The 14,623-nt window shown below is 28.6% G+C and carries 12 protein-coding genes; 1 reads left to right on the top strand and 11 read right to left on the bottom strand.

Going from position 1 to position 14,623, the window contains the following annotated elements:
- Positions 1-400: 400 nt before the first annotated feature.
- From BM027_RS15550 to BM027_RS15540, 3 genes are all read right to left on the bottom strand, one after another.
- Positions 401-1,651 (bottom strand): CAP domain-containing protein, encoded by a 1,251-nt coding sequence (locus BM027_RS15550; RefSeq protein ID WP_090093850.1) that lies wholly within the window; start codon positions 1,649-1,651, stop codon positions 401-403.
- A gap of 402 nt (positions 1,652-2,053) precedes the next feature.
- Positions 2,054-3,772 (bottom strand): S8 family peptidase, encoded by a 1,719-nt coding sequence (locus tag BM027_RS15545; RefSeq protein WP_090093848.1) that lies wholly within the window; start codon positions 3,770-3,772, stop codon positions 2,054-2,056.
- Positions 3,765-5,573: a S8 family peptidase gene (locus BM027_RS15540; protein WP_090093846.1), complete on the bottom strand. Its 1,809-nt coding sequence runs from the start codon at positions 5,571-5,573 to the stop codon at positions 3,765-3,767. The genes BM027_RS15545 and BM027_RS15540 overlap by 8 nt, the downstream gene beginning before the upstream one ends.
- Positions 5,574-5,867: 294 nt before the next feature.
- On the opposite strand from BM027_RS15540, the gene BM027_RS15535 reads away from it, so the two are divergent.
- The gene (locus BM027_RS15535) at positions 5,868-6,500 is read left to right on the top strand and encodes a zinc dependent phospholipase C family protein (RefSeq protein ID WP_090093842.1); all 633 of its coding nucleotides are present in this window, start codon (positions 5,868-5,870) and stop codon (positions 6,498-6,500) included.
- Positions 6,501-6,534: 34 nt separating this feature from the next.
- Here BM027_RS15535 and BM027_RS15530 read toward each other — a convergent pair whose 3' ends face one another.
- The 8 genes from BM027_RS15530 to BM027_RS15495 all read right to left on the bottom strand — a co-directional run bounded on the left by BM027_RS15530 (position 6,535) and on the right by BM027_RS15495 (position 14,606).
- Positions 6,535-7,233, bottom strand: a complete 699-nt coding sequence (locus BM027_RS15530) for a response regulator transcription factor (RefSeq protein WP_090093840.1) — start codon at positions 7,231-7,233, stop codon at positions 6,535-6,537.
- A gap of 128 nt (positions 7,234-7,361) precedes the next feature.
- Complete coding sequence (locus BM027_RS15525; protein WP_090093838.1) at positions 7,362-8,834, bottom strand: sensor histidine kinase; 1,473 nt, start codon at positions 8,832-8,834, stop codon at positions 7,362-7,364.
- A gap of 23 nt (positions 8,835-8,857) precedes the next feature.
- The gene (locus tag BM027_RS15520; protein WP_090093836.1) at positions 8,858-9,595 is read right to left on the bottom strand and encodes an ABC transporter permease; all 738 of its coding nucleotides are present in this window, start codon (positions 9,593-9,595) and stop codon (positions 8,858-8,860) included.
- Positions 9,592-10,317, bottom strand: a complete 726-nt coding sequence (locus BM027_RS15515; RefSeq protein WP_090093834.1) for an ABC transporter ATP-binding protein — start codon at positions 10,315-10,317, stop codon at positions 9,592-9,594. The genes BM027_RS15520 and BM027_RS15515 overlap by 4 nt, the downstream gene beginning before the upstream one ends.
- A gap of 181 nt (positions 10,318-10,498) precedes the next feature.
- Positions 10,499-11,365, bottom strand: a complete 867-nt coding sequence (locus BM027_RS15510; protein WP_090093832.1) for a hypothetical protein — start codon at positions 11,363-11,365, stop codon at positions 10,499-10,501.
- A gap of 282 nt (positions 11,366-11,647) precedes the next feature.
- Positions 11,648-12,472, bottom strand: a complete 825-nt coding sequence (locus BM027_RS15505; RefSeq protein ID WP_090093830.1) for a RelA/SpoT domain-containing protein — start codon at positions 12,470-12,472, stop codon at positions 11,648-11,650.
- A 339-nt stretch (positions 12,473-12,811) separates the two neighbouring features.
- Positions 12,812-13,852: an XdhC family protein gene (locus BM027_RS15500; protein WP_090093828.1), complete on the bottom strand. Its 1,041-nt coding sequence runs from the start codon at positions 13,850-13,852 to the stop codon at positions 12,812-12,814.
- 154 nt (positions 13,853-14,006) lie between these two features.
- The gene (locus BM027_RS15495; RefSeq protein WP_090093826.1) at positions 14,007-14,606 is read right to left on the bottom strand and encodes a nucleotidyltransferase family protein; all 600 of its coding nucleotides are present in this window, start codon (positions 14,604-14,606) and stop codon (positions 14,007-14,009) included.
- Positions 14,607-14,623: the final 17 nt, after the last annotated feature.

The raw sequence follows: 14,623 nt of genomic DNA, 5'->3' as shown, positions 1-14,623 counted from the left end.
TGTATAGTAAGACAAAAAAGTCACCTAAGAATATTTTCAATATCCTTAGATGATCTTGACAAGGATAAATCCTTATCTAAATGACATTGGTCAGTATGCTAGTGTATTTGCATCTTTAACTTGTTATTTTTTTCATATGCCTAATATGAATTTTTGTGAAAATAAAAATAGAAATAACATTTGTGGACGAAGCATTGAAAAATAAGCTTAGAGTTTATTTATTTGAAATTGTTCCATAAATGATTGTCCCAATCTTGTATTGGGAGCAGTCTTTTATGGGTACAACTTCAAATGTTAGAAACTATTAGCGAAATTTTTCTAGTCTTCTTTAATAAATGTTATTTCTATTTTTTTGTTTATCTTATATCATTTGTATATTAAAACAGCCTAAATATTTTATTTAATTTGAGAATGTTTGTGTTCCCATGTATTTGTTGTTAGTTTTATCGTATATAACGCCTATACCAATTTTATTATATGAAGCGTTCATCATATTAGCTTTATGTCCTGGTGAATTCCACCATTGATTAAATAATTCAACTGGATCATAAGTATTATATGCAATATTTTCTGCTGTTGCATTATATGTGTATCCTATTGTTTTTAACCAATCAAACCATTTAGTTCCATCAGGATTTGTATGATCGAAATATTTGTATTGTATCATACAATCACTCTTATATCTTGCTACTTGTAGTAAAGTGTTGTCCATAGTTAATGGTTTTAAACCAGCCTCTACTCTCTTTTGATTTAGTAACTCAAGAATTTTATTTTCAGCACTACTTTGTATACTAATAGCGTAGGTTTGTGGTAACTTATTTAAACCACTTACACTTACTGTATCACCATTTGTAGAATTTATGTCTTGAGTTGTATTTGTTGTTGTTCCACTATTTGGTGTTGTACCACTATTTATTGTTGCTGTACCGCTATTTGGTATTGTTGTACTACTATTTATTGTTGTATCACTATTTGGTGTTGTTATTGTACCACTATTTGTTGTTGTACCACTGTTACTAACAGATTCTTGATTATTTGTCGTTGTATTGCTTGTCCCATTAGAGTTTTGATCGTTTTGAGGTTGATCTGATGTTATTGTATTATCTGTTTTATCAAAGTCTCTATCACAATTAGGAATATTATTTCCTGTTACTTCACCATTTGTAGCAAACGTACAGTCTTTATTTCCAATTTTAATTTTTCCAGTTTGCATTGCTCCTGATTTATCTAGTGAATATATCTTTCCACCTGTTTTAACAACACCTGTTTGCATTGCTCCTGATTTATCCATATAATACCAGGTGTTATTATCATTAATCCACCCTGTTTTCATTGCTCCCGAATTATCATTATAGTACCAAGTGCCATTGTCTTTTACCCAACCTGTCTTCATTGAGCCTGAGTTATCATTATAGTACCAATTACCGCAATCTTTCAACCAGCCTGTCTTCATTTTACCAGTTGAATCGAAGTAGTACCAATTATCATTAATTTTTTTCCATCCTTTAACATTTTTGTTTCCTTCTGCATAACTCCAGGTATTATCAGTAGATTGTTTCCACTGTGCAGATACTCCTAATGGAGCTAAAGTAGTAATTGTTGCCGCTACAACAACCATTCCTATTGTCTTTCTTAAAAAAGCATTCTTCATTAGTTTTTCTCCTTCGTTAATCCTTATTTGGATATATGTAACAATTTTAATATAATGGTTTTTAATTAGTCTTTCTTAATATATTTAAATTTATTACAACATTGTCCATGCATTAATGTTAACATATATTCGACATTTTTCAACACATGAATATAATGTTCTGAATAGACTATCTCTTTTTACTTAGTGTATGCATCATTTAATTCACTTTTGCTATGCAACTTGTGTTAAATAGTTACAAAACATTTATTGGTTTACAAATTAATTACTCTTAATATTAAAAGACATTTACAGACAATGTGTTTTAACTAATGCTTTTCAAATTAGATATATTAAATAAAATAATGAGTCAAAGATGCAAAATAGACTAGAATACTTACTTGTTATATTTCAGAATATGCCTTATCTCATGTTCTGAAATATACCAAGTACATTTAAAATTCCATATCCCCATTGTGGATTAGGATATATATCACCAACTCTTTTGGTAGTTCCTCTTACAAGGTATGTTTTAATGGTTTGAGAATACATATAAGGATCATTACCATCAATAATTCCCCATTCAAGTAACATAGCGCAAGTTCCGACAACTATCGTAGCAGATACACTAGTTCCATTAACAGTAGCAATTTGATTATTAGGGGCTACAGTTAATGCGTTTACTCCCCCTGCTGCAATATCTATTACATCAATATAGTCATTGGCAAATGCCATACCTGAGTAATTAACCAAATTGTTATTGTTTTGATTATAGGCTGCTACAGTAATTATACTCCTTGAGGTACCTGGATTAGTTATTGTGCCATATGGATCGGATGGACTAAGGTGAGTCTCTCCAATTGTTATTCCTTGTTGCGGTATCCAAACATTATACTTTCCATCTAAAACAGAGTTTGCAATTAACGTGATTTTCCATATACCTGGTTGTACATTATAAAAACTAATGCGTATTAATTCATCTCCAGTATTTTCTTCTGGTAAATAAAAATTAACTGTTATTGATGTTTTTTCAAATATAAAAGTATAATACTCAATAGAATTAATTACAGCTGGGATTATACCAGTATCTTCTCCTGAAGGAGAAACTATATTTAAAGTCATTATATTAGGTACATCAACCCAAACCTCCGCCCACAAATATTTCTGTTCTGTTGATACATCTAGCTCTATTGTACTTGTCCCTCCGACTTCAGGTATAATGCCAGAAGTGTGACTACCTCTTGCTCTCTCGTTTCCCGATCCAGTTACCACAACTATACCTCTATTTATAGATATTGATTCTATATATTCTTCTAAAATACCATCTCCTTTATGATTACCTGAATTAGTTCCAAGTGGAAGATATATGACCATTGGTTTAGATGTCATTATTGCATATTGATGTAAAAATTCTATAGCAGCAAAAATAGATGTTATATTAAAAACAGGAACTTTTATATCAAACTGAGATTCATATGAAAAATCCTCTATTAACTTTACAACTGCAAATTCACAATCAGGAACAACTCCTTTTAAATCTGAGTTTTTGCCTGTAGCCCCAATTATTCCAGCCATCTTTGTCCCATGTCCAATTTCATCTTTACTTGGAACTATTGCATAAGGTGATTCTCCTTTCTTATAAGCTGCTATAGCCTCTTGTATTTTACTTTTTGTATATACAGTTCCAAATGGCATTTTATTAATTTCATCTTTTTCAGTAGAGTTTATTGTTTGATCCCAAATATTTTCAATTCTAGTTTCTCCACTAGATGTCATAAATTCCTCATTCAAATAATCAATACCTGAATCTATAATTCCTACTATAACCCCTTTCCCAGTTAGCTTTAAAGGTAAGTCCAATTGTAATGCTCTAGCTTGAGACGCTTCAATTGGTGAAATTTCTTGAAGAGTATATACTTCTACAGATTTAACATATACAATAGATGCGTGAATTAAGTCATCAAGATTAATTTTCATATTTTTCTGTAATGTTAATATTGCATACTTATCATTAATTATTGTAATATAATACCCTGATTTTTTTAAAAATTCCTCATCAATCTCACCTTGGTATTGAACAATATAATGATCATAATTTATATCACTAAAAATATTTTCTGGAGTAGTACCTTGTCTATTCATTTAAACTTTCCTCCATTTCCTTTGGTAATCTTATAAATAAATTATTAACATTGTATTCAATGAAACTATCTTCTATATATCCTCTATATTTCCTACTAATAATATTAAATGTGCCTAATAAATCAAAATTTCCATAACCAATTTCTCTACTCGGGAATTTATATATAGGGTTTCTGTAAGCTCCATACAGTAAATAACTTCTAACCTTTGTAGAATACATAGTTGTATCATTTCCATCAATAATCCCCCACTGCAATAAAAGAGCACAAGCTCCTGCTACTATTGCGGTTGCTGCAGAACTACCTGAAGCAGTAGTATTTTTTCCTGCAACTGTGGTGGTTAAAACATTTATTCCTATTGTAGCAATATCAGGATTAATTAAATTATTAGTATTAAAACCTCTTCCTGAGGAAGAAACTAAAGATTCATTATAACTACCATAATAAGCTACTGTAACTGTTTTTCTAGCAGTAGCTGGAACTGTTAATGTAATAAATGGATCTGGTTTAAGGAATTTTGTATCTTCTGGTAATGTGCTTTGAGGTGAAAGCCATATATTATATCTACCATCAGTTATATAATCTCCAATTAGCTGAAACTCCCATATTCCAGGTTTTATATCAGTAAAAACAACATTTATTACTTCCTGTCCTGTAAAATGTTCAGGAAGATAATATCTAACAGACATGTTAGTATCTGAAAAAACAAATTTAAGATTTTCTATTTTATTTATTTTTGATTGAATGAACCCAGATTCTTCTCCTGTTGGAGAAATTACATTTAAAGACATCTTATTAGGTTTTTCAACCAATATATTTAAAGAAAAATATTTCATTTCTCTAGGTATTTTTAATTCTATTTTATCTATATCATGTACATTTTTAATATAACCCGAAGCATGTCCTTCTGCTGCTCCTTCATTTCCAACTCCTGTAACTAAAACTATTCCTCTAATACTACCAACAGTTGTTAAATATTTCGAAAGCAAATTACTGCCATCATGGCTTCCTTCCGTACTGCCAACATTTAAACATATAACCATAGGTTTTTTTACTTTTAAAGAAAAATTTTTTAGATATTCTATTCCTGCTAAAATCTCAGAAGCATTATAAACTGGTGTGTATTTAACTCCATTTCCTTTTAATATATTTCCAAAGTTAGTAGATTCAAGAAGTTTAACAATTACAAAATCACTATCAGGTGAAACTCCTTGAAATTCTTTATTATATCCTCTTGCCCCTATGATTCCAGCTACCTCAGTTCCATGACCTACCTCATCCTTTGAAGGCACAATTTGATACGAATCTCCTTTGTTTTTATGAGCATTAATTGCATTATTGATTTGTTCATTTGAATAAGTCTCACCAACATATAAAGATGTATTAGTACTATTACGAATAGTTTGATCCCATATACTAACTATTCTAGAGGTGCCGTCTTCTCTAATAAACTCCTGATTTAAATAATCTATTCCAGTATCAACCATGCCTATTAAAACTCCTCTACCTGTTAAGCCTAAATAAGGGTTATTCTTAATAGCAGTTATATTATCTACAGCAGATGGGGATATTTCTTGTAATACATACATAACTCTAAATTCAATGAATATAATTGATGGTACATCCTTTAAAAGTTTATCTAAATCTTTATAATATACTGTCACAACACCAATAGTTTTAGTAATAGTATCTCCACAAGCATAAGATACTTTATCTATTTGCTCTTTGAAGTTACCTCTATATTCAACTAAAAAATCAGGGGCATCTGTATAATATAAAGCACACTTCTGTAAATTAGCCATATTTAACTCCTAATATTACTTATACTTAATATTATGCTTAAACTTTCTAAAAAATTTCTTTAAGAGACATAAAAAAAACCACACTCCTAGAATATAAAAGTATGGTTTTTAAAATTTAATTTTAGTTTAAGCTATGTTTTAAAATAGCGTCTTAGTTTAATAAATTTATAGATTGTTTATATTTAATTTATAACAAATTTATAACACTCCTTTAAAATTAAATCAGACCTTAATATTTCTATGCTTAATTTATTTGTATAGAAAATTTATTATACTCCAAAGGAGCGATTATTTATGAAAGTAAAAACTCATGTTAAATTAGCAGAATTATCCTTCATTAAAAACAAAAATACTATTCCCAAAGGATTTTCTAAGTTCATGTTTAATTTTGGTCTTGTAATGATTGATCAAAGTTGGCATGTTAAAACTCATCCTCATTATATGCAAAAATCTCTTGGATATATTAATGAAAAGATAGAAAAGCTTCTTTCAGTCAAAAAATTTAATGGGTATTATTCAATGCAACTAGGGATAGTTGTTCATTATATTTGCGATTTTTGTTGTTATTCTCACATATCTGGCTCAATTGGTAATATTCCATATCATTTAAAATATGAGCGTGACTTTCAAAAATATTTGTTTAAAAATTTTGATATTCTAAAAAATCAATTTCAAAACAACTCAAACAATATTCATTTCACTTTAAATAGCATATCTTCAATAAAAACTTTAATTGAAGATACATTAAGTAACTATGTTAAAGGTGAGGCATCTTACTTATGGGACATTACACACTGTGTTGAACTTAGTTCCATTGTTTGCTCTGCTGTTTTTAATTTCAATCTTAGTCACATTCAAAAAAATAATAGACCAGTATGCTTGTCTATTTGTCGTGATACTGCATCGGCAAATTCAACTAATAGCTAGTCTATCAACTGAACTTACCTCCTACCACCCATAGTTATATTTTAAATCTATAGCCTGCACCCCATACAGTTTCTATGAATTTAGGGTTACTACTATCTTTTTCAATCTTTTCTCGTATTCTATTAATATGCACTGTAACAGTGGCAACATCACCAAAACAATCTAGGCCCCAAATTCTATCTAAAAGAGTGGCTTTTGAAAATACAATATTAGGATTAGTAGCTAAGAATAATAACAATTCAAATTCTTTATTTGCAAATTTCACTTCTTTGTCATCGACATATACTCTCCATGCCTTTGTTAATATCTTTAACCTTCCAAAAGTTATAGCTCCAAGCTCTAGCTCATCATTTTTTTTCACTGATGTTAATCTATCATAACGAGAAAGATGTGCGTTTACTCTAGCTACAAGTTCGCTAGGATCAAAAGGCTTAACAATATAGTCATCTGCGCCAATTCCAAGTCCTCTAATCTTATCTATAGACTCTTTTTTTGCTGTAACCATTAATATAGGTATCTCTTTACTATTTCTTATTTCTCTGCAAATCTGAAATCCATCTTTACTAGGAAGCATTAAATCCAGAAGTATTAAATCAAATTCCTTATTTAATGCAAGCTCTAATCCCTTATCTCCATTCATTGCTATCTCTATTTCAAATCCATTTATTTCAAGATAATCTCTCTCTAATTCTGCAATAAGTTTATCATCTTCTATAATTAATATTCTTCTCATTTTTTCTCCCTCATTATGCCTTTATCAAACTAATTAAAATACATATATATGTTCTATTAAAGATACTACATATATTTCATTACTGTATAATAAATTAACTGTAGAATCTTAATTAGAACTTATATATATTAAATATTTTCTTCGCGCATTTCATGTTGCCCACTAATTGGTAAAGTTATTGTAATTGCAAGTCCATCCATGTTTTCAGCAGTAATTGTACCACCATGTGCCTTTACTATATATTCCGATATAGAAAGTCCAAGTCCACTACCTTCACTTGGATTAGTTCTTGCTGCATCTCCTCTATAAAAACTAACAAATAAACGTGAAAGATTCTCTTCTAAAACTCCTGGTCCATCATCCTTAATCCTTAAAACAATACTATCTTCTTGTTTATTTACTGTGACATTTACATTTCCATAATCCTTAACTTTATATTTCACGCTATTTTCAAGTATGTTCACCAAAACTCTATTCATTTCTTCAGAGTCAATATTAATCAAAATATCATCATTACAACTATTTTCATAAAATAACTTAAGTCCTTTTCTTTCAAATTCATCTATAGCACGTTTAAAGAAACTTCTTAAAAATTCATTGAAATATACTTTTTGAAAATTGAAAGGAAATTTTCCTGTATCTAATTTAGAGAATAAAAACAATTTATCAACTAGCATATCCATATCACAAGCTTTATTGTATATAATATCATGATATCTTTCACATTTTTCAGGAGTACTCGCAACACCATCTTTTAATCCTTTCACATATCCCTTAATTGTTGTTAACGGAGTACGTAAATCATGAGATATTCCTACAACTAATTCTTTTCTATTTTCTTCATATTTTAATTGCATTTTAACAGATTCTTTCAATCTAATTCTCATTTTATCAAAGTCAGCACAAACCTTTGAAAATTCATCCTTTCCTTTATAATTCATTTTAAAATCAAGGTTACCTTCTTCAATTTGCCCTGCACCATAACTTAATAAATCTAAAGGTTCAATTAAACTCTTAGCTAAACGTGATGATAGTATACCATTTGTTAATACAATAATAAATAATGCTATTACAAATACAATTCCCATATAACTAACAAAAAAAGCTTTAACCTCAGCTTTCATATGTTCTCTACCCATTAAAACATTTGATCTAATGGCAATCATATTAATAGTTTTATCATCTTTTATAAAAGTATTTTTAACTAAACAAACAGAGTTAACTTCAAGTACTATTGAATCTGATGAAGAAAGCATATCACTTTTTACTTTAGAAATAGAATTTTTATCTTCATCAGTTAAATTTGAAAAGATTGTTTCTTCATTACTGGTAATTATTAAATTATATCCTACTTCTTTAAGAACTTCTTCAATCTTCCTATCTTCTTGATTTTGTTTATTATAATCTTTTAAGTTTTTGCTATAGGAATTTAAAGCTTTCTGTACATAATAAGTTCCATTATTATCATCTAAAACTTTTATCTTTTTACCATATATTTCCACAAAACCTTCAAGCACTCCTCCTGCAATAGCTACTATTAATATTGCTGGAACTACTAGCATAAGAATATTAGAAATAAAAAGACGCTTTTTTATCATCATAGTAAGGTATCCTCCTAGATATATTAATATTCCTTCTTTTCAAATAATGCATATGCTCCTGAAAAGAATACTAATGAATATCCCATGAGCAATCCTACAATTGTTAAAATTGATTTTATTGGCATTTGAGCTCCAATAAAAAGTTTATACCAATTTGTATATGAAATAAATATCATTGGTGATATTGAAGGAACAATTATTCCGAGTAATATAATTATAATATAAATTAGGACTGAAAGCATTACTGAAGAAGAGCTACTTTTTGATAATTGTGATATTAGTATTGAAAGAAGAGTTGTTGGTATTATAGGTACTATTGATACAACATATGCTATAAAAATCTCTGGGATATTTATTATTTGTGTTCTTCCAAAGAATATTCCCATAACTAAGCCTATTACAAATGTTACTATTAAAATGCTTGTTACATAAATCAAAATAGATATCAACTTAGAAATAAGAATTTCATTTCTGCTTATAGGTCTTGTTATTATGCCTTTAATTGTTCCATTTTCTTGTTCTGCTGCAAATAAATCAGCAACTGCCATAAAAATAACTAGAGGAATCAAAATATTAGTCAATATTGATAATACATTTAACGGTAGATTAGATAATGAAACATTAATTAAACCTCGTGTAAAATTACTTATTAGTCCTAGGGCTATAGTTAATATTCCAATACAAATTAATAATATTTTGTACTTACTTCTTTTAAATAGTTTTGTACTTTCATTAATTATTCCGTTTTTTATTGCATTCATACATCTTCACCCTTTCTACCAACATGTTTAAGAAAATATTTTTCTAAAGTTTCACATTCATCTAGTGCATTTTTCATTGATGTTACCTTTAATAGTTTTCCTTCTTTTACAATGCCAACTTTATTACACATAAGTTCTATTTCATGAGAAATATGACTTGAAACAAGAAATGTTGTACCAAGTTTTGCTTGTTTAATTATGATTTCTCTAATATCTACAGTTCCTTCTATATCTAATCCATTAGTGGGTTCATCTAAAATCACTAATTTAGGTTTAGATATTAATGCTAGAGCAAGCCCTAATCGTTGCTTCATTCCAAGAGAAAAGTTTTTTACCTTCTCATTAGCATATTTTATTAATCCTGTTTGTGTAAGCATATCATCTATTCTTGGCGCTTTAATTTCTGCATAATAATTTGCTGCAAGTTTTAGATTTTCTCTAGCTGTAAGATAATCATAAATTGCCGGTGCCTCAATAAGGCATCCAATTTCTTTTAATACCTTTGAACTTTCTTCTAAAGAATCATATCCCAATATTTGAACACTTCCCTTGTCTGCATATGACAAGCCAGTGATAATTTTCATAGTAGTAGTTTTTCCCGAACCATTTGGACCAAGTAAACCGAAAATATCTCCTTTTTCGATTTCGAAGGATATATCAATAATTCCACGACCATTTTTGTATGTCTTTGTTAACTCATTCACTTTAAGTACAGGTGCCATACTAATTTCCTCCTCTTCTCTTAAAAATAACTGTCTCAAAGTTAATAAATGAAAAATCTATTTTATTTCCAAATTAAACTTTGAGACAGTTTTTATACTTAACTACATCTGGAGTATCTCCAATGTACATCAAAAATATAGCTAAATTTTGCTATTTATTTATATATTCTTTAATATTATTTTAGTGTTTTCTATTATTCTCTTTATTTTGTATAGCTTGTACTTGCTTACCTGTTGTATCAATTGAATCTGCTTTTGTTGAATTCACATCACTAATTGTATTATTTACAGATACTTCGATTTCATGTGAAACACCACTTTCATCATCACCAGTAATTACAATTTTAAAGTCATTTTCTGTTAATGTGCTTCCATTTACTTTTGCAGTCATGCTTAATGATTTAACATCTATATTTTTCAAATTTGGTATACTCTTTAATGCTTCTTTTAATCCATCTTTTCCAGATTCATCTTTATTATCCTTTTTACTATTTCCCTCTTCAGCAGCTGCTGAAATAGCTAATTTAGCAAGTTCCGGAATTTGTGCACCCTCTAGATTTACACTAATTGTATCTCCATCTACAACAAATTGATTTTTAACATCTCCAACTAAAGTGTCTAAAACCATTTCTCCTAGTTTGGCTTTACTTGATGAAGCATCAAATTTTTTCTCAATTTTATCATTTTTCATTTTATCATTATTAGTTCTAGAAGAATAATTTTCCCCATCTTTTACAATAGTTTTACCATCTATTCTACTTGTTTCAGTTTCTTTTGTAACATCACCAATTTTAATTTTTGTACTTGAAGAATTATTAGCACCTTCAAGCTTTTCTACGTTAGTTCCTGAAATGTTAGTATTTCCATTGTCCTTTACTTCAAATGATGTTGATAATGTACCATTGCTCGTAACTGCTATATTTTTTGCTGCACTTTTATATGTTTCATATCCTGAAACTCCATTTGCTGATGCAGCTACAGTAACTGATAATAACATACATCCAGTTAATGCAGTAACCATTATTGTCTTAATTTTTTTACTTTTCATATTTAGCATCTCCCTTTATTTTTTAGCTATTAATCTATAAACTTGTAATCTTTAAAATTGTTTATTATTAGCTTAGTTTCATTATAAAAGTCATGTATAATTTTTTTATAAATAATATATAAACAATATATAAATAGCTAACTTATTCCACTTTCTAAATATGCTTTCCATTTTCAATGAAATATAGACAATATATAACCAGCTCAACTATGGACATTAAAAAAACATCGACAGTATTTACTCTAATACTGCCGATGTTTTAATTATATATAATATTTTCTTCTATTTATTATTTTCTACATCTATCCATGTCACCTTATGTTTCAATCTATTTATCTCAGCTTCCTGTTCTTCTATTATCTTTTTATAATTTACTTCCTTTTCTCCCCATTCCTTACTAAGGTTATTAATTAATGATGCCATTTCATCTGCACTTCCTACAATTCTATTAAATAATAACAAATTAGATTGAAGAATTTCCGGGATTTCATTATGTGAATATCTTAACCTATGGTCTATTTCCCCATACCCCTCTTCAAAAATTGTTCTAACTTGTATTTCTGCTATAACCTTTTGGCTAGTTGGATAAAATTCTACTAAATAATGTACTGAACGATATCCTGAAGCTTTTGACCTTACTTCAATACTAGGATCTTCAAAAACCCTTATATTATCCCCATCCCTAACATTTGCGGTTATCTCTATAACCTTCCAAGTTTTTAAAATAAATTCATGTATTTCTTGCCACTGATCCTTAAATATATGTATAACCCTTATTCCTATTAAATCATTTATTTCATTTTTATAGTTATCTACTGTAAACTCAAACTCATCACCATATTTACCTTTTCTATCTTCTGTCTTTCTTATAACCTTTTCTACTAATCTATCTGGATCCTTAATCCTAGACTTAACTGAATGTACCATTTTTTGTGAACGTAATATATTAGCTATAAATTCTGCTTGATTTTCATATGAGTTTTTATAGTCTATATAATCTTCATAAATTTCTCTAAGATTATCAATATTAATATTATTTTTTGAGATTGTTTCCTTAGCCTGTGGATACTTTACTAGAAATTCATCTATATTAAAATTCTTCTTCATTAAGATATACTCCTTTATTTATAATTGTTAGGCACATAAAAATAAATAACAAGTCCAAAACTGCCATGAATATTTTTCATCAGGCAAGGAAGTAAAGTGCCATCATAGCGGGCCTATTATGGCATTTTACTGACGCAGGATGATGGAAGATAGTCTGGCAGATGGACTTGTTATTTTTTTGATTGTGCCTTATACTAACTTCTTTACACATTAGGCATATGCAAGAAAATAACAATTCAGTATGCTTACTTATTTTCTTGCATATGCTTTATTCTTTTCTATAATATATAATTATACTACATTAATTTTAAATAACCATAAATAAAGAATGTATTTATATTATTCAATAAACTCAAAGAGTACTTTTACAGATCCTCCACAAGCCATACCAAGTTTTGCTGATGCAGAGTTTGATAAATCATACTCCTCTAGAATAGATTTTTTAGTTTCAATAAGCTCTAATGCTTTTTCATATACTGCATTTTCTATGCTCCCACCACCAACAGTTCCAATAAAATCTTTGTTTTTATATATAAGCATCTTAGTTCCAACCCCTCTAGGACCTGAACCATGTTTTTCTATTATTGTTGCTAGAATCATAAGCTGATCTCTTTTGAAGATTCCATTAAAAATATCACTCTCTATATTACTAATTGGCTTTTCATTTTTAACTTCAATAATTTCACCTAAAATACTTATAGCTATTTCTGCTGGAGTCTTAGCACCTATCTTAAGACCAATTGGTGTGTGTACTTTAGCAATATCTTCTTTTGTATATCCATGCTCTAACATGTTATTTATTATAAAAGCTACTTTACTTTTGCTTCCAATCATTCCAACGTAATAAAAATCATTTTGAAGTATTGTTTCTAAACACTTTTTATCGTCTTTATGTCCTCTCGTAACTATAACAAAATAAGTATTTTTATTAAATTTTATTTCCTTAAATGCTTCATTAAAATCTTTACATAAAATATTATCTGCCATAGGAAATCTCGATTTATTTGCAAACTCTTCTCTATTATCAATTATAGTTGTATTAAACTCCAACATCTTTCCCATTTTACATAAAGGCATTGCAATGTGGCCACCTCCACAAATAACCAAGTCAGGTTTTCCTATAACATATTCTATAAATAATTCTATTCCATTTTCTAACCCTAATATATAGGTACCTTTATTAAAATCCACACTATTTAAAATTCCATTCCAAAAATCTACAATATTATCATTTTCTATAAAGATACTTTCTTTACTTTTTAATAACTTTTGCCCTACGATACTGCTCCCATTGTATATTCCTTTTGTAACCGTTACTACAAATGCTTCTCCATTAAAATTTAGTCTATTAAAAAGATTCCTATAAAAATTCTTTTTCATATTATCTCACCTCGTATATCTATTTTTATAAGCAAACTCCACCTAAACCTAACAATCACTCCATGTCAGGCAAGGAGGCAAGTTCAGTTAATAGCAGCTATTAGCTGGATTTGCCGACGCAGTATGACGCATAATAGACAAGCATACTGGTCTATTATTTTTTTGAATGTGCCTTATTATAAATATAAGATGCATTCTCCAATTCCTCTTTAGTATCAATGTCCATCATTTCTACTTCATTAATAATAGAGACTTTTTCTAAATCATCAAGGTGCTTTTTCATAACAGCCTTTCCACCAATATCACCTTTTAAACTGAATAGTTCATTTTTATATTTTTTAGAAAATATAGTTGGATTTCCAAGGTTGCCTTTATGTTCAACACAAGCCATTCCCTTATGACTTTTTATAAATCTATCAATTAATATTTCTATACTCATTAATGAAATAAATGGTTGATCACATACCATAAACATATAAGCATCTGCTTCCATGTCCCTTTGAATTCCAAGTTTAATAGAATGAGATATTCCAAGTTCACTATTTTTATTCATAACAACTTGAATAGTTTTTTCAAACAAGGCTACTTTAATTTCTTCATATTGAGTAACTAAAATTATTTTATTAAAATTTAATTTTAAAATCTTTTCTACCACATTCATATACATTGGTTTATTATTAACTGTAGTTAATAATTTATTGCTTTTAAATCTATTACTATTCCCTGATGCTAGTAAAATTAAGTTTATCTTCATTTATATTAATTTTTTAA

The organism is Clostridium uliginosum (assembly GCF_900112485.1).
In the GTDB taxonomy this organism is placed as follows: domain Bacteria; phylum Bacillota; class Clostridia; order Clostridiales; family Clostridiaceae; genus Clostridium; species Clostridium uliginosum.
The sequence above is the reverse complement of the archived record's forward strand: the minus strand, read 5'-3'. Positions and strand labels throughout refer to the sequence as shown.